We start from the raw sequence: 15,637 nt of genomic DNA, 5'->3' as shown, positions 1-15,637 counted from the left end.
TCAGGCCGCCCGTCCCGTCAGTCCCGTTGGCTTCACCAGCAACACCACCACCATCAGGACAAACACCACGGTGTTGGAGGCTTCGGGATAAAAAAACTTGGTCAGTCCCTCGATCACGCCGAGCGCGAAGCCGGTGATGATCGAGCCCATGATCGAGCCCATGCCGCCGATCACGACCACCGCGAACACAACGATGATGAGGTCGGCGCCCATCAGCGGGCGGACCTGGTTGATTGGCGCCGACAAGACGCCGGCGAGCGCGGCAAGGCCGACGCCGAGCCCGTAGGTCAGCGTGATCATGCGCGGCACGTTGATGCCGAAGGCGCGCACCAGCGTCGGATTCTCGGTGGCGGCGCGCAGGTAGGCGCCGAGCTGCGTCTTCTCGATCAGGAACCAGGTGGCAAGGCACACCACCAGCGAGAAAATGACGACCCAGCCGCGATAGATCGGCAGGAACATGAAGCCGAGGTTGACGCCGCCCTTGAGCTGATCGGGGATCGAGTAAGGCAGGCCCGAGGAGCCGAAATAGTTCTGGAACACGCCCTGCACGATCAGAGCGATGCCGAACGTCAGCAGCAGTCCGTAGAGATGGTCGAGCCCGGCGAGCCATTGCAGCATGGTCCGTTCGAGGATCATGCCGAAGATGCCGACGATGACTGGTGCGATGATCAGCGCCCACCAGTAATTGATACCGCCCAGATTGAGCAGGAAGTACGCCACGAAGGCGCCCATCATGTAGAGCGCGCCGTGCGCGAAATTGATGATGTTGAGCATGCCGAAGATGACGGCGAGCCCCAGACTGAGCAGCGCGTAGAACGAGCCGTTGATCAGTCCCACCAGAAGCTGTGCGTAGAGAGCCTGCATCGAATGAGCTTTCGCTGGATAGATGAAGCCCGCCGGCCACGCCCATGGCCGGCGGGCGTGATCGTCACTTCTTCAGAAGCGCACAGGTGCTCTTGTCGAGCGGCGTGAAGGCCTGGTTGCCCGGCACGGTGCCGACCAGCTTGTAGAAGTCCCACGGGCCCTTGGACTCCGAGGGCTTCTTGACTTCGAACAGATAGGCGTCGTGGGTGACGCGGCCGTTGGCCTCGACCTCGCCCTTGCCGAACAGGGGATCGTCGGTCGGGATCGTCTTCATCTTCGCGACCACCTTGGCGCCGTCGTGCGGATTGCCGCCGAGCGCTTCCAGCGCCTTGAAGTAATGCAACAGGCCCGCATAGACGCCGGCCTGCACCATGGTCGGGGGCGCACCGTTCTTCATCTTCTCCGCGAAGCGCTTCGAGAACGCCCGGGTGTTGTCGTTGAGGTCCCAGTAGAACGTCTCGGTGAAGTTGAGGCCCTGTGCGGTCTCGAGGCCAATCGCCTTGACGTCGGTGAGGAACAGCAGCAGCGCGGCGAGCTTCTGGCCGCCCTTGACGATGCCGAACTCGGCAGCCTGCTTGATCGAGTTGGTGGTGTCGCCGCCGGCATTGGCCAGACCGATGATCTTGGCCTTGGAGGCCTGCGCCTGCAGCAGGAAGGAGGAGAAGTCAGCGGTGTTGAGCGGGTGCTTCACGCCGCCGACCACCTTGCCGCCATTGGCGGTGATGACCGCGGTGGTATCGCGCTCCAGCGCCGCGCCGAACGCGTAGTCCGCGGTCAGGAAGAACCAGGTGTCCCCGCCCGCCTTCACCAGCGCCTGACCGGTGGCGTGCGCCAGCATGTAGGTGTCGTAGGTCCAGTGCACCGTGTTCGGCGTGCACTGCGCGTTGGTGAGATCCGAGGTCGCGGCGCCCGAATTGATGTAGACGCCGTTCTTTTCCTTGACGACGTTGTTGACCGCGAGCGCGACGCCGGAATTCGGCACGTCGACGATGGTGTCGACCTTGTCGACGTCGAACCACTGGCGCGCGATGGTGGTACCGATGTCGGGCTTGTTCTGGTGATCGCCCGAGATCAAATCGATGGTCCAGCCCTTGGCCTTGAGGCCGGAATCCTCGATCGCCATCTGGGCCGCCAGCGTCGAGCCGGGGCCGGCGAGGTCCGCATAGAGGCCGGACTGATCCGACAACACGCCGATCTTGACGACCTTGTCGTCGGCGGAGGCAACGCCGACAGCGCTGAGCGCCATCGCGGTGCCGAGCAGAAGCGCAGAAATCGTGTTCTTCATGGGTATTTCCTCAGTTCTTAAATTTTCTGGCTCGGGCGAGTTCAGACGCCGAGATAGGTATGCAGCTTGTCCATGTTGGCGGACAGCTCGGAATTGGCGAAGCCGTCGATCACCTTGCCGTGCTCGACGATGTAGTAGCGGTCGGCAACGGTCGAGGCGAAACGGAAATTCTGCTCGACCAACAGGATGGTGAAGCCCTGCGACTTCAGGCGCGCAATGGTGTGCCCGATCTGCTGAATGATGACCGGCGCCAAACCTTCGGTCGGCTCGTCCAGCATCAGGAAACGCGCGCCGGTGCGCAGGATGCGCGCGATCGCCAGCATCTGCTGCTCGCCGCCCGACAGCTTGGTGCCCTGGCTGGTGAGACGTTCCTTCAGGTTCGGAAACAGCGTGAATATCTGGTCGAGCGGCAGGCCGCCCGGACGCACCACCGGCGGCAGCATCAGGTTCTCGCGCACGTCGAGGCTCGAGAAGATGCCGCGCTCCTCGGGACAGAAGGCGATGCCGAGCCGCGCGATCTTGTCCGAGGTGGCGCGGATGATCTCCTTGTTGTCGAAGCGGATCGAGCCGGTGCGCTTGTTGATGACGCCCATGATCGACTTCAGCGTGGTGGTCTTGCCGGCGCCGTTGCGGCCGAGCAATGTCACCACCTCGCCTGCCCTGACGTTGAAATTGATGCCGTGAAGGATGTGCGATTCACCGTACCAGGCCTGCAGGTCCTGAATCGTCAGCACCTCGCGCCGGCCGCAGCCGCGGGCCTCTCCGCCAGTTTTGCCTCAGCCATGACCCGCTCCCAGATAGGCTTCCTTCACGCGCTCGTCCTTGGAGAGGTCGGCGTAATTGCCCTCCGCCAGCACCTGCCCGCGCGTCAGCACGGTGATGATGTCGGAGAGGTTGGCTACCACCGAGAGGTTATGTTCGACCATCAGGATGGTGTATTTGGCCGAGATCCGCTTGATCAGCGCCGCGATCTTGTCGATGTCCTCATGGCCCATGCCGGCCATCGGCTCGTCGAGCAGCATCATCTCGGGGTCGAGCGCGAGCGTCGTTGCAATTTCAAGTGCGCGCTTGCGGCCGTACGGCATCTCGACCGCCGGCGTGTTGGCGAACTCGCTCAAGCCGACGTCGTTCAAGAGCTCATGGGCGCGCGGATTGAAGCGATCGAGCACGCTCTTCGAGCGCCAGAAATCGAATGACGACCCGTGCTGGCGCTGCAGCGCGACGCGCACGTTTTCGAGCGCGGTCAGATGCGGAAATACCGCCGAAATCTGGAACGAGCGGACCAGCCCGAGCCGCGCCACGTCGGCCGGCGGCATCGCGGTGATGTCCTGGCCCTTGTAGCGAATCTGCCCGCCGGTCGGCTTCAGGAATTTGGTGAGCAGATTGAAACAGGTGGTCTTGCCGGCGCCGTTCGGCCCGATCAACGCATGGATACTGCCGCGACGCACCTTGAGCGCAACGTCGCGAACGGCGAAGAAACCCGCGAATTCCTTGGTCAATCCGCTGGTTTCGAGAATGAACTCATCGGCCAAATAGATTCCCCCATACGCCATCGCCGCGAAGCCCGTCGCCCGCGTGGCCAGCTTTTTTCATGTCCGACAGGTTGTCCGTACGTCTTGGAAACCGTCCGGGGCCTGTCGCCTCCGGGCCGGAATATGCCGTCATATGCGGCGGTTACGCAAGGTGGAAAGCTGTGCAGTGCAGTATCGATGCGACCAGTTCCGGTTGATCCTTAGTCGAATGGTATTTGAACGGGCTTTGCGCCTCGGAAAGCCGCCATTAAGGCTGTTTTGCTCCGGACTTTCCTTTTCATAGAATATTTCCGCCTCTCGCCGAAGCTTCCGCCATTGGATTATGAACGGCTAGAGCCTTGCATTTCGAGAACGCCAATTCCCCGGTCATCAAGTCGATCCGACAGCGCGATGTCCTGAACGCGTGGCTGCGGCTTTATGACCGCGGCCCAACCACCCCACGCTTCGGCTAGCCGATGCCATTCCAGAGTGCCGATCCATCGGTGGTCAAATCGATCACGCAACGGGTGCAGTTGAACGCCTGGCTGCGCGCGGTGCGCACGCCGGACACCCTTCCCTTGCTATGCGACTTCCACACCGAAGGCAGCGCCGACGAGCGCGCCGACATGATGGGCTTCGACGTGGTCGGCAGCGGTGACGACGCGCGCTTCCTGATCACGCAGGAAGGCGCGCGGCTGACCACGGCCTACGGCAACGAGCACGTCGAGCCGCAGCAGCGCACCGACCGTTATCTCGACGACGCGATCGGCCCGGAGCGCTATGCCGGCGTGATCCTGTCGTATCGCGCCTGCCTCGCGCGCAAGCGTCCGACCTACACCGTCGCGGAAGTCACCGACGCCGATGGCAAGGACGTGTCCTATGAGCGATTGCTGCTGCCGTTCGGACGCGGCGAGCGCGTCGAGCACATCATCGGCTCCTACAAGGCGATCAGTATCGAGGGCGGCTTCCGGCTGCACAATCTGATGGGCGTGAAGGCGAAGTCGGTCCCGGTCGTCACGGTGCGCGCGGTGATCGACCGCAGGTTCGTGCCGGCGGATCATACGGCGAGCCAGGATACGGTCGAGCTGATCTAGCTCCACGAACCGGCATCGTGTCACACAGAACGCGTCAGCCCTTGTTGCGCACTTTCGCCGGCACTTCCTTGGCATAGATATCCGGCTTGAAGCCGACCACGCGCTTCGGTCCGAGGTCGAGCACCGGACGCTTGATCATCGAGGGCTGCTCGGCCATCAGCGCCAGGGCCTTGCGCTCGTTCAGGCCTTCCTTGTCGGCATCGGGCAGCTTCTTGAAGGTGGTGCCGGCGCGGTTGAGCAGCGTCTCCCAGCCGACCTCCTCGCTCCACTGCTTGAGCTTGTCCTTGGCGATCCCGGCCGTCTTGTAGTCGTGGAAGTCGTAGGCGACGCCGTGATCGTCGAGCCAGGTGCGCGCCTTCTTCATGGTATCGCAGTTCTTGATGCCGTAGATGGTGATGGTCAAAGCCGTTCCCCGCATGCGATTGCAGCGGGGAAACTAGCCCTGCTCTAATCACAGCGCCAGATCGGAGCCATCAGGTCTCCACACCGATATTGCCGGCACTCAACGCGCGTAGTGCGTGAAGACGAAATCGTGATCGCTGGCATGGGCCTCGTGGCAGGCGAAGCAGGTCTCGTGCTGGGCGGCATCGACCGGCTTGCCGTCGATGAAGCGGCCAAAGCCCCAGCCGCCGGTCGCGGCATATTTGGCGGAGTCCTTGACCATGACCTGCACGGTGGTCGCCGGCCCCGTGATGAAGGCGCCGTCGAGGCCCGCGACCGGCTTGCGCTTCCAGGCGAGCTTGACCAGCACGGTGCCGTCGGGGAAACGCGCGGCGCCGTCCTGATAGGCCTTCACGGCAGTGGCGTTGCCGAGCACGCTGCGCAGCTCGTCGAGCCCGGTCTCCTCACCGACCGCGATCAGCTTCCAGTCGCGATAGCCGTCGGGGATTTTCACGCCGAAGATCGGCGATGCCAGTGCCGCGTCGTCGGCATGCCCGAGGGCAAACGGCAATGACGCGCTGATGCAGGCTGCCGCGATCGCGGCAGCTGCCCATTTCATAACCTGTCTCATGATATGTCGTCTGCCCGCCCGCTCTTGTTTGACGCGTTTCTTCACGCGAACCGATACCCACTTCGCTCGAAAACGCTCTAGACCTTGCTGACGTCGATGATCGCCTGCACGAAGGCCTGCGGCGCCTCCTGCGGCAAATTGTGGCCGATGCCGCCGGGCAGTTGGCGATGCTCGTAATGCCCGGAGAACTTCTTGGCATAGGCCGCGGGCTCCGGGTGCGGCGCGCCGTTGGCATCGCCCTCCATCGTGATGGTCGGGATCGCGATCACGGGCGCCTGGGCCAGCGTCTTCTCGAAGGCGTCGTACTTCGCCTCGCCCTCGGCGAGCCCGAGCCGCCAGCGGTAATTGTGGATCACGACATCGACATGGTCGGGGTTCTCGAAGGCAACGGCGCTGCGGTCGTAAGTGGCGTCATCGAACTTCCACTGCGGCGAAGCGAGCTGCCAGATCAGCTTGTTGAAGTCGTGCCGGTTCTTGGCATAGCCCTCGCGGCCGCGCTCGGTCGCGAAATAGAACTGGTACCACCATTGCAGCTCGGCCTTCGGCGGCAGCGGCACCTTGCCGGCCGCCTGGCTGCCGATCAAATAGCCGCTGACCGAGACCATCGCCTTGCAGCGCTCGGGCCAGAGCACCGCCATGATGTTGGCGGTGCGCGCACCCCAGTCATAGCCGCCGAGCACGGCCTTCTCGATCTTCAGGGCATCCATCAAGGCAATGATGTCGGCGGCGACCGCGACCGGCTGGCCGCTACGCTTGGTATCGCTGGAGAGGAAGCGCGTGCTGCCGTAGCCGCGCAGATGCGGCACGATCACGCGGTAACCGGCCTCCGCCAGCGCCGGCGCGACGTCGGCATAGCTATGGATGTCGTAGGGCCAGCCGTGCAGCAGGATGACGGCGGGACCGGACGCCGGACCCATCTCGACATAGCCGGTGTCGAGCACGCCGGCATTGATCTGCTTGACCGGACCGATCGAGGTATGGGCGCCGACCTTGACCGCGGGCGCTGCCGCCTTGGCCTGCGCACTGGCCGATCCGATCAAGCCGAACCGGGAAACGGCGAGGATCCCGCCGGCGATACCGAGGAAGCGGCGGCGTTGTTGATTGATCGATTGGGACATGGCGATCTCCTTAAGTCTGGTGTCGGGGCTGAATATCGCAGAGACCGAACCCGTCCGCTTTCAGAGGACGTGGATTTGTCCTTCAGACCGTCGTGATTTTGGCTCCGCCCGGCCTGTGCTAGGTTCCGCCGCGGACTCAGCCGCCGGCCGCCGGACTCTTCGATTTGACCTATCATTTCAACGACTTGACCCTCGATTCCGAGCGCCGGGAGCTGCGCCGCGGCGATGCCCTGGTGGCCGTCGAGCCGCAGGTCTTCGACCTCCTGGAATTCCTGATCCGTACCCGCGACCGCGTCGTCAGCCGCGACCAGGTGCTGGCCGCGGTCTGGCACGGGCGGATCGTCTCGGAGGCGACCCTGAGCAGCCGGGTCAACGCCGCGCGCACAGCGATCGGCGACAATGGCGAGGAGCAACGGCTGATCCGCACCCTGCCCCGCAAAGGTCTCCGCTTTGTCGGCGAAGTCAGGGAGGACAGCGCGCCCACGCATCCGGCCGCTGATAACGCCACCCCGCCACGGCCGAGCGAGGGCCCGTCGATCGCGGTGCTGCCGTTCACCAACATGAGCGGCGACGCCGAGCAGGATTATTTCGCCGACGGGATCGCCGAGGACATCACCACCGCACTCGCCCGGTGCAGCCGCCTCACCGTGATCGCGCGCAACTCGGCCTTCACCTACAAGGGCAAGGCAGTCGATATCCGCCAGGTCGGCCGCGAGCTCGGCGTCGGCTACGTGCTCGAAGGCAGCGTCCGCCGTGGCGGCGACCGCCTGCGCATCACCGGACAGTTGATCGACGCAACCTCCGGCGCGCATCTGTGGGCCGACCGGTTCGACGGCGCAGCGAACGACGTGTTCGACCTGCAGGACCGCATCACCGAGAACGTGGTCGGCGCGATCGAGCCGACCATGCTGGTCGCCGAGGCCGAGCGGGTGCGGGCCGCGCCGCCCGACAAGCTCGACGCCTACGATCTGCTGCTGCGCGCCTACAGTCTTCGCTACGAGTTCACGCCCGAGAGCATGGAAGCCGCGCTCGACTGCCTCGACCAGGCGCTGGCGCTCGATCCGAACTACGCGCCGGCGCTTGCTGCGTCGGCCTATTGCCATGCGATGCGCCATGTCCAGGGCTGGCTGAAGCCTGATGACTCCTACCGGGAGCGCGCGGTCGCGCAGGCCTGGCGCGCGGTCGAGCTTACGTCCGGCGATCCGCAGGTGCTGTGGATGGCGGCGTTCGCGATCTGGAACATGGCCGACGAGATCGAGCCCGCGCGCGAATTGTTCGAGCGCTCGCTTGCGATCAATCCGAACTCGGCGATGGCGCTGGTGCTCGGCGGCTGGGTCGAGGCGATGCGCGGCAACCAGCAGGCCGGCCGCGCCATGATCGAGCGCGCGCAGCGGCTGAACCCGCGCGACCCGCGCGGCTGGTTCGCCTCCGCAGCGCTCGCGATCTGCGCGGTGCTCGACGACAATTTCGCCGAAGCGGTGACATGGGCCGACAAGGCGCTGGCGCAGAACCGCCGCTTCGCAGTCGCCCTGCGCGTCCTGATCGTGGCGCTGGTCAAGACCGGCGAGACCGCGCGCGCAACCCAGATCGCGCGCGAACTGCTCAAGGTCGATCCGGAATTTTCGATTTCCGGATTCATGTCGCGCATTCCGTTTCCGGTGCAAGCGATGTCCGCGACCTATCGTGATACGCTCAAGGCTGCCGGCGTCCCGGACTAACGCCGCTCTGCGAACGCGACGATCCCGACCGGCGCGGTCGAAGGGTGTGCGCTTGGCGTATGGCCGCTATCCCCGTTCAGCGCATCCGCTTATGATCGGCCGCATGGATATAGCCGGTTTCGACCTCAACTTGATGAAGGCCTTTGATGCGTTGTACGCGGAGCGTCACGTGACGCGTGCCGGATCGCGGATCGGCCTCAGCCAGTCGGCGATGAGCGGAGCACTCACGCGCTTGCGAGAGCTTCTTGGGGATGAGCTCTTCGTGCGAACGCCCTCAGGCATGCAGCCGACGCCCCGCGCCCATGACCTTGCTGGTCCCGTCTCGGATGCGCTCCGGCTTCTCCGAAGCGCGCTACAGGCCGATAGCTTCGACCCCGCGACATCCGACAATACCGTCACACTCGCGATGAGCGACTATGCGGCGTTCGTCCTGTTGCCGCCGCTCATGGCCCGCCTCAGCATCGATGCCCCGCACATCAACGTGCGCGTCTGCGGAATGTTCGGACGAGACGAAGCGATCGCGCTGCTCGACAGCGGCGAAGCGAACCTCGCAATCGGTTTTCCCGTCGAGACGTCGGCGCGCATCATCAGCAGCCCGCTGTTTTTTGAGAACTTTGCCTGCGTCGCGCGAGAGGGACACCCGGCGTTCGCAGGCGGTCCAAACCTCAAGGCCTTCGCAGCGGCGCCGCATCTTCTGGTCTCCCCGGAAGGCGACCATTCCGGGATCGTCGATCGAAGGCTTGCCGATCTCGGCCTCGAACGGCGCGTCGTGCTGAGCTTGCCGCAATTTCTGGCCGCACCGTTCGTGATCGCCGGAACCGACCTCGTCGGGACGCTGGCCTCCCGGGTCGCGCGAAGGTTCGCTGATACCGGAGTTGGCATCGCCATGTATGATCCGCCGCTCGAACTGCCCACCTGGCCGCTCCATTTGATGTGGCACCGGCGGGCCGATACGCATGGGGCGATCGCCTGGCTGCGCGGCATCATCACCAAAATCGCCGGCTCCGCTTGACGCTATCGGCGAGATCGATAGCGCCACATCAGGACTCGCGATTTCCATCCGCGTTGCCGTTCCGCTTTGTTGGATTCACCGAAATTGACGAGGTGATCGACATGCGAGTTTTGGTAACGGGCGCTACTGGCTTGATCGGCGGTGCGGTAGCGCATCGATTGAAGGAGAGAGGTCATGAAATCGTAGCGCTAGCCCGGTCGGAAGCGAGCGCGGCCAAGCTGCTCGACCGAGGCTTCGTGGTGGAGCTAGGTGAGCTTGCCGACACGGCGAGCTTGGCCTCGGCGGTGCGGGGCGTGGACGCCGTCGTCCATGCCGCCTCGCCCAACGACCAGAACGCTTCTTCTCTCGATGAGATTGCGACACGTGCAATCCTTGAAGCCCAGCGCGGAACGGGTCAGCGCTTCATCTATACCAGTGGCAGCTTGGTCTACGGCTCCACGGGCGACACGCCCGCGACCGAGGACACTCCACTGAACCCGGTCGAGATGGTCCGTTGGCGCGAGGGGCTGGAACGCGAGATCCTCGCGGCCGCAGCCGAGAGCGTCCATCCGGTCGTTATCCGGCCTGCCTGGGTCTATGGCAACTGGGGCGGCGCCGCGATGATGATGGTCGCTGCGGCCAAGCAACATGGGGCGGCGCTTCATGTCGGTGACGGTCAAAATCGCTGGTCGACCGTGCATGCCGACGACCTCGCCGATCTCTATGCGCTCGCGCTCGAACGGGCACCAGCGGGATCCGTCTTCAATGGCGTGCACGGTTCGGCGCCGCGGCTCGTCGAGATCGCACGCGCAGCGAGCGAGTTAGGCGGTGCCGGCGGCCGAGTGGCGGCGTGGCCGCTCGACGAAGCGCGCAAGGTCCTCTGGGGCTTCGCCGATGCGATCGCCTCCGATCAGATCATCTCGGGCGAGAAAGCGAAGCGCGAACTCGGCTGGAATCCCTCGCGGGTATCGATCATCGACGAGTTGCGCGCTTATGCGTTGGCGGTCGCTTAAGCCATGCACATGATATTCATTGGGCTGCTTGCCGCCGCCTTCGCCAGTGCAGGTCTGTTCAACGCGATCGCAACATCGACGACGCGGAGCAACTTTGTTCGGTGGGGGTATCCTGCGTGGTGGTGCCGGGTCACCGGCGGATTGGAAATATCGGCTGCAATCCTGGTCGCTATACCGGCAACCCGGGCACCAGGTTTGATCCTCTGCGCCGTCATTCTCGCGGCGGCAGCTTTGACCATCTCGCGACATCGGGAGTTCTCCCACCTCGCACCGATCGGTTGCTTTGCTGCCTTGCTCCTGATGGCGTGTCGGATTTCTTGAAAGATCGGTGGCTTCCCGGCACTTGGGGAAGCTGCCGATCGGCTTGGAATGCCGAAGGAGAACGCGCTCCCCTTCCGCCGCTGTTGGTGTTTAAGCGGACATCGGCCGTGAGCCGCTCAATGGGTACACTAAAACAGGCACTACAATCCCGGTGATCGCGCCGCCCAGGCCTTGGTGGCCTGGCAGCTTTCCATCGCCCTGATGTAGGCAGGGCGTGCCGTCGTGCGGGCGAGATAGTCCCGCTCGGTCGGACCGGGAACGTAGTTGCCGGTTCGCAGGCCCAGCAGCAGGGCGTAGCTCACCGAGATATCGGCGGCCGTGAAGTGGTCGCGGGCTAGATAAGGGCAGTCCGCGAGGCGGCGGATCACCAACCCGAGCCGGCTCTCGAAGGTCTCCAATGCCCAGCGGGTCACCCGGGCATCTCGCTCGGCTTCGGGCGCCAGTTCGCGACCGACGAAGACGGCATTCATCGGCCCGGCGAGCCCGGCCTCGCCCAAGTGGAGAAATTGCAGGTACGACGCGAAGGCGGGATCATCAGGGGCGACGGCAAGCGTACCCGCGCCGTATCGGGCGAGCAGGTACTCAAGAATCGCGATCGATTCGACCATGATCGTCTCGCCGTCCTGCAATGCCGGAATGTAACCGGCGGGATTGATCGCGAGGAAATCGCGATCAATCTCGACCGCGAGCAGGTCGACCGGACGAAGCCGATAGGCCAATCCCAATTCCTCGAGCAGCCAGACAACGCGGAAACCGCGACCTTCGCCATAGACGGTGAGCATGATTGGCGCTCCTGGACTGGACTGGGCTGGATGGACTAGGACGGCGGCCTCATTAGGCCATGTACCCATTAAATCTTCGCATCGCCAAATCTTCGCATCGCCATGTCGGGTATGAGTTCGATATCCGAGTTGTTGCACCGCGTTCGAACGGAATGCTTCGTTGGTCTGGAATTGCCTCCGGGCATCAGACGAACTCGGTCTGCACATCTCCTCTTCATCGTCCCTTCCTTGGTCGGCCGAGCCAGATCACGACCGCAGCTGCGAGCAACACGACAGCCGATATCACCAGCGAGGCATGTGCGCCTGCAATGAACCCATTGTCCCCCTGGACCAGCGAGCCGAACAGGGCAACACCAAGCACGCTGCCTGTCTGTCGCGTCGCATTCAGCACGCCTGCGGCGATGCCGGATCGCGACTTCTCGACACTGCCGAGCAGTGTCGAGGTCAAAGGCGGCACGAGCAGGCCGAGGCCGCCGCCGAGGACGACGAGTTGCGCGCCGATCGCCCAGTAGCTCGTGCCTGAGGTCATGGGCAGCAGCAGCGCAATGCAGCCCGCGGCGGTGATCAACGAAGCCAGCGCGATGGTTTGCGGCGCGCCCAGGCGCTCGCTGACCGACGCGGCGACGAGGTTGGCGGGCAGCACCATGCCCATCATGGGCACAAAGGCGAGGCCCGTTGCGAACGGCGACCAGCCGCTGACCTTCTGGAAATAGAGGCTCAGCACGAAGATCAGCCGTAGAAGGCGATGTTGAAGAGAAGCCCGACCAGGGCGGTCAGCGCGAACATGCGATGGCCAAACAGCGAGAGCGGCAGCATCGGTTGTGGCGCGCATGCCTCGCGCCACACGAACAGGAAACCGATCACGGCCGCCGCTGCGAAGCCCATGATGACGAGCGGATGGCTCCAGCCGAGCACGCCGCCCTCGATCAGAGCGCCGGCCAGCGTGCCGAGCGCTGCGATCGCCGCGATCTGGCCCGGCAGATCGATCTCGCGCTGCACTAGTCGCGGCGTCTCCTCCGCATAGCGCCATGCGAGCCAGAGGCCGGCGGCGCCAATCGGCAGGTTGACTAGGAAGATCGAGCGCCAGCCGACCAGCGCGATCAGCGTGCCGCCGACGAACGGCCCTGCAGTCAGTGCGACGCTCGCACCTGCAGCCCAGAAGCCGACCGCGCGGCCGCGCGCCTTCGGATCGGCATAGGCGTGATTGAGCAACGTCAGCGAGTTCGGCACCAGGATCGCCGCCGCCAGGCCCTGCACGGAGCGCGCGGCGATCAGGAACACCGCCGACGAGGCCAGTGCACAGGCGAGCGAAGCCAACGTGAAGATTGCAAAGCCCCCGATGAATATCCGTTTGGCACCAACGCGGTCACCGAGCGCGCCGGCGGTCAAAATGAAGGCAGCGAACGCGATGGTATAGGCGGTCACCACCCATTGCAGCTCGGCGACGCTGCCGCCGAGCGAGGTCCCGATGCTGCTCAGCGCGGTGTTGACGATGGTGATGTCGAGCTGCACCACGCCAAGGCCGAGGCTCATGGCCGCAAGCGCCAGCGGCTTCGCGAGATGCGAATGCAATGACGTGTTGTCGGAGCGGGCTTGTTTCCGATGCCTTGTGTCGAGCAAAGTTGGTTGCATTGATCACACTCAGTTGTCCGTGAGAATTTGTCGGCTCGGATAAGCCCCGTTTTGCGATGATCATTCGATACCGATCGAATATTCGACGCCGCAGGATGATCTATGCTTCGTGGCAGCACTTCCTTCGACGGGACGTATCAGTGTCCGCGCAACCTATGTCCCGCGATCGCGCCGGTCTCGCAAAAACACTACGATCTTCGCCGAAGTGTTTGTGCTTGGCGCTGCGTCCTGGTCGGCGTAGGACAAAGACATGGACACGGGACCCAAGATCGCACAGGTCGCGGCACTCGTCGGCGATCCCGCGCGCGCCAACATGCTTAGTGCGCTGATGGATGGCCGAACATTGACCGCAACGGAGCTCGCCTATCTGTCCGGCGTGGCGCCGCAGACAGCGAGTGGCCATCTCGCGAAACTCAGCGACGCCGGACTGCTCGCGCTTGAAAGGCGGGGCCGACGACGATATTTCCGTCTGGCCTCTCCGCTTGTCGCACGCATGCTGGAAGGTCTCATGGTCGTGGCACAGGAAGGCCCCGCACGGCAGCGCAATCTCTGGCGTGGAGGAGAGACGCTTCGACACGCGCGCACGTGCTATGACCACATGGCCGGCCGCATCGCCGTTGCAATCGCCGACCGGCTGGTCCAACAGTCGTTTATTCTGCTCGACGAGGATGGCGGCCAACTGACCGATGCCGGTCAGTCATTCTTCGATGGATTGGGCGTCGATCTTTGCCTCGCCTCCAAGCGCCGAGTGTTCTGCCGACCTTGTCTCGACTGGAGCGAGCGCCGGCCGCATCTGGCCGGGGCGGTCGGCGCTGCCATTCTTCGTCACGCCCTCGATCACGCTTGGGTCGAGCATATCCGGGATAGCCGCGCGCTCCTCGTGACTCCCGTTGGCGTGAGAGAGCTTGCCGCAACGTTCGGCATTGAGGGCGCACCACCAACGGACGCCTGCAAGGGGCCTGTTGCATCACTGTCCCGAGGCCGGGCGGCGGTTAATTCGGTTTAGGCAGCCCTTGCCTTCGTTCAACCGATGTCAATCAGGCTGCGCCTCAATGAGTCCGCATCCTAGTGCGCAACCAAATAGCGCATGGCTGCCGTTTGCCCGCAAATCTCATGGGCGCGCGCCAACGTTTACAGCACTGCGCGCAGCCCCGGAACGCGCCGAGCCAGCAATCCGACGACCAGAAAGCTGGCGACCACGCCAATGAGGCTTGCCAACAGGAACTTCCATTGCGGGGCAACGGACCAATCGTGCATGACGCGCGTCACTGCGATCAGCACAGGGGCATGCAGCACGTAGACGCCGAAAGCATTGCGGCTGAGGAACCCTGTCACCGGACCCTGCCAGTCGAACAGGTCACGATACAGCACCACCAACCCCAGGCTGAGCGAGGCGCACGTCGCCGACCGCCAAAAGTCCATGCCTGCCGCCTGCCAATGCCAACCGCCGCCATAGTCGGCCAGCCGGCCCTCGAGGGCTCCCCCGAACACGACAATCGCGGCCCACAGCGTGACGCTCCCCACCAGCCCGCAGACCAGCCAGCGCCGTCCTGCGCCGCTCGAAATCTGTCGCAGCCAATCCCCCCGCCACGCCGCCACCCCGGCGGCGAACATGAAGGGGTACTGCGGCGCGTCGTGAATGGCGATGTTGAGGATGGTGCGGCCTTCCGGCGCCAGCTGCCCCACCGCGAACGTCACGGCGCTCATCGCCAGGACAAAGCCGAGCACGGCGGCGAGGCTCGGCACCGGCCGGGCGGAGGGCTGGCCGATCGGCCGGAATCTGCACAGCAAGGCAAAGCAGCCGGAAAACAGCAACAGCACGAGGCAGAACCAGAGCGGGCCGGAGCCGTCAAGAAGCTGGCCGTTGGAGGCGTGGTGCAACCAGTCCTCAGTGAAGCTCCGGCGCGGCTGCGACCACCATGATCCCGCCACGTAGTATTCGGTCAGCGGTCCAATAAGCCCGATGTAAAGCAGCAGAGGTATGCCGAGCCGATACAGCCGTTCCTTCAAGAAGCCGACGACGCCGCGGCGGGCCACCATGCCGGCGGCAAAGTATCCGGCTATGCCGAACAGCAGCCCCATCGAGACGGCGTGCTGAAATGCCTGATAGGCCGCAAACGCCACCCGAGTGCCGAGGCCCAACGGTGGATGTTCGCGATAGTACCAGCTTCCAAACGGCGAGTAGGTGACGGCGGCATGCATGACCACGACCATGCTGATCGCCGACCAGCGCAGATTGTCGATATACAGGAGCCTGTGGGGCGTCGGTCGAACGGGGCGTTCCATGTGCGTCTCC

At 64.2% G+C, this 15,637-nt stretch carries 14 protein-coding genes and 2 pseudogenes; 6 read left to right on the top strand and 10 right to left on the bottom strand.

The window, feature by feature from the left end; translation table 11 throughout:
* The 4 genes and pseudogenes from ALC15_RS12750 to ALC15_RS12735 all read right to left on the bottom strand — a co-directional run bounded on the left by ALC15_RS12750 (window position 1) and on the right by ALC15_RS12735 (window position 3,681).
* Window positions 1–864 carry a branched-chain amino acid ABC transporter permease gene (locus tag ALC15_RS12750; RefSeq protein ID WP_021079811.1) on the bottom strand — a complete coding sequence of 288 codons (864 nt, stop codon included), beginning with the start codon at window positions 862–864 and terminating at the stop codon, window positions 1–3.
* A 64-nt stretch (window positions 865–928) separates the two neighbouring features.
* Window positions 929–2,149: an ABC transporter substrate-binding protein gene (locus tag ALC15_RS12745; RefSeq protein WP_050627520.1), complete on the bottom strand. Its 1,221-nt coding sequence runs from the start codon at window positions 2,147–2,149 to the stop codon at window positions 929–931.
* Window positions 2,150–2,190: 41 nt separating this feature from the next.
* Window positions 2,191–2,933: pseudogene (locus tag ALC15_RS12740) on the bottom strand (ABC transporter ATP-binding protein).
* Window positions 2,926–3,681, bottom strand: coding sequence for an ABC transporter ATP-binding protein (locus tag ALC15_RS12735; protein WP_050419084.1), 756 nt, complete (start codon window positions 3,679–3,681; stop codon window positions 2,926–2,928). The pseudogene ALC15_RS12740 and the gene ALC15_RS12735 overlap by 8 nt, the downstream one beginning before the upstream one ends.
* Before the next feature lie 455 nt (window positions 3,682–4,136).
* On the opposite strand from ALC15_RS12735, the gene ALC15_RS12730 reads away from it, so the two are divergent.
* Window positions 4,137–4,754, top strand: a complete 618-nt coding sequence (locus ALC15_RS12730; protein WP_050627519.1) for a hypothetical protein — start codon at window positions 4,137–4,139, stop codon at window positions 4,752–4,754.
* A gap of 34 nt (window positions 4,755–4,788) precedes the next feature.
* On the opposite strand, the gene ALC15_RS12725 is transcribed toward ALC15_RS12730, so the two are convergent.
* The 3 genes from ALC15_RS12725 to ALC15_RS12715 all read right to left on the bottom strand — a co-directional run bounded on the left by ALC15_RS12725 (window position 4,789) and on the right by ALC15_RS12715 (window position 6,884).
* A complete protein-coding gene (locus ALC15_RS12725) occupies window positions 4,789–5,157 on the bottom strand; it encodes an ArsC family reductase (protein WP_094193853.1) in 369 nt (122 codons plus the stop codon).
* 99 nt (window positions 5,158–5,256) lie between these two features.
* On the bottom strand, window positions 5,257–5,766 hold the full coding sequence (locus ALC15_RS12720) for a cytochrome P460 family protein (RefSeq protein WP_050627517.1): 510 nt from the start codon (window positions 5,764–5,766) through the stop codon (window positions 5,257–5,259).
* 77 nt (window positions 5,767–5,843) lie between these two features.
* Entirely contained in the window at window positions 5,844–6,884 is a 1,041-nt protein-coding gene (locus tag ALC15_RS12715; protein WP_050627516.1) for an alpha/beta fold hydrolase, read from the bottom strand.
* Between the two features lie 164 nt (window positions 6,885–7,048).
* Here ALC15_RS12715 and ALC15_RS12710 point away from each other — a divergent pair, with 164 nt between their 5' ends.
* The 4 genes from ALC15_RS12710 to ALC15_RS12695 all read left to right on the top strand — a co-directional run bounded on the left by ALC15_RS12710 (window position 7,049) and on the right by ALC15_RS12695 (window position 10,927).
* Window positions 7,049–8,602, top strand: a complete 1,554-nt coding sequence (locus ALC15_RS12710) for a winged helix-turn-helix domain-containing protein (RefSeq protein WP_050627515.1) — start codon at window positions 7,049–7,051, stop codon at window positions 8,600–8,602.
* 91 nt (window positions 8,603–8,693) lie between these two features.
* Complete coding sequence (locus ALC15_RS12705; RefSeq protein WP_244486046.1) at window positions 8,694–9,614, top strand: LysR family transcriptional regulator; 921 nt, start codon at window positions 8,694–8,696, stop codon at window positions 9,612–9,614.
* A gap of 53 nt (window positions 9,615–9,667) precedes the next feature.
* A complete protein-coding gene (locus ALC15_RS12700) occupies window positions 9,668–10,606 on the top strand; it encodes an NAD-dependent epimerase/dehydratase family protein (RefSeq protein WP_094193852.1) in 939 nt (312 codons plus the stop codon).
* A gap of 3 nt (window positions 10,607–10,609) precedes the next feature.
* A complete protein-coding gene (locus ALC15_RS12695) occupies window positions 10,610–10,927 on the top strand; it encodes a DoxX family protein (RefSeq protein WP_050627513.1) in 318 nt (105 codons plus the stop codon).
* A gap of 140 nt (window positions 10,928–11,067) precedes the next feature.
* Here the strand turns inward: ALC15_RS12695 and ALC15_RS12690 are convergent, their stop codons facing one another.
* Window positions 11,068–11,709 (bottom strand): glutathione S-transferase family protein, encoded by a 642-nt coding sequence (locus ALC15_RS12690; RefSeq protein ID WP_050627512.1) that lies wholly within the window; start codon window positions 11,707–11,709, stop codon window positions 11,068–11,070.
* Between the two features lie 214 nt (window positions 11,710–11,923).
* Window positions 11,924–13,341, bottom strand: a pseudogene (locus tag ALC15_RS12685) (MFS transporter).
* A 250-nt stretch (window positions 13,342–13,591) separates the two neighbouring features.
* Between ALC15_RS12685 and ALC15_RS12680 the strand changes: the two are divergent.
* Complete coding sequence (locus ALC15_RS12680; protein WP_050627511.1) at window positions 13,592–14,347, top strand: ArsR/SmtB family transcription factor; 756 nt, start codon at window positions 13,592–13,594, stop codon at window positions 14,345–14,347.
* Between the two features lie 125 nt (window positions 14,348–14,472).
* Here the strand turns inward: ALC15_RS12680 and ALC15_RS12675 are convergent, their stop codons facing one another.
* Window positions 14,473–15,627, bottom strand: a complete 1,155-nt coding sequence (locus ALC15_RS12675; RefSeq protein WP_050627510.1) for an acyltransferase family protein — start codon at window positions 15,625–15,627, stop codon at window positions 14,473–14,475.
* Window positions 15,628–15,637 lie beyond the last annotated feature (10 nt).

The organism is Bradyrhizobium viridifuturi, assembly GCF_001238275.1.
GTDB lineage: Bacteria > Pseudomonadota > Alphaproteobacteria > Rhizobiales > Xanthobacteraceae > Bradyrhizobium > Bradyrhizobium viridifuturi.
The sequence above is the reverse complement of the archived record's forward strand: the minus strand, read 5'-3'. Positions and strand labels throughout refer to the sequence as shown.

Coding starts and splice junctions, on each gene's coding strand:
- ALC15_RS12750 (WP_021079811.1), bottom strand. CDS start 864: ATGCAGGCTCTCTACGCACAGCTTCTGGTGGGACTGATCAACGGCTCG.
- ALC15_RS12745 (WP_050627520.1), bottom strand. CDS start 2,149: ATGAAGAACACGATTTCTGCGCTTCTGCTCGGCACCGCGATGGCGCTC.
- ALC15_RS12730 (WP_050627519.1), top strand. CDS start 4,137: ATGCCATTCCAGAGTGCCGATCCATCGGTGGTCAAATCGATCACGCAA.
- ALC15_RS12720 (WP_050627517.1), bottom strand. CDS start 5,766: ATGAGACAGGTTATGAAATGGGCAGCTGCCGCGATCGCGGCAGCCTGC.
- ALC15_RS12715 (WP_050627516.1), bottom strand. CDS start 6,884: ATGTCCCAATCGATCAATCAACAACGCCGCCGCTTCCTCGGTATCGCC.
- ALC15_RS12705 (WP_244486046.1), top strand. CDS start 8,694: ATGATCGGCCGCATGGATATAGCCGGTTTCGACCTCAACTTGATGAAG.
- ALC15_RS12695 (WP_050627513.1), top strand. CDS start 10,610: ATGCACATGATATTCATTGGGCTGCTTGCCGCCGCCTTCGCCAGTGCA.
- ALC15_RS12690 (WP_050627512.1), bottom strand. CDS start 11,709: ATGCTCACCGTCTATGGCGAAGGTCGCGGTTTCCGCGTTGTCTGGCTG.
- ALC15_RS12680 (WP_050627511.1), top strand. CDS start 13,592: ATGGACACGGGACCCAAGATCGCACAGGTCGCGGCACTCGTCGGCGAT.
- ALC15_RS12675 (WP_050627510.1), bottom strand. CDS start 15,627: ATGGAACGCCCCGTTCGACCGACGCCCCACAGGCTCCTGTATATCGAC.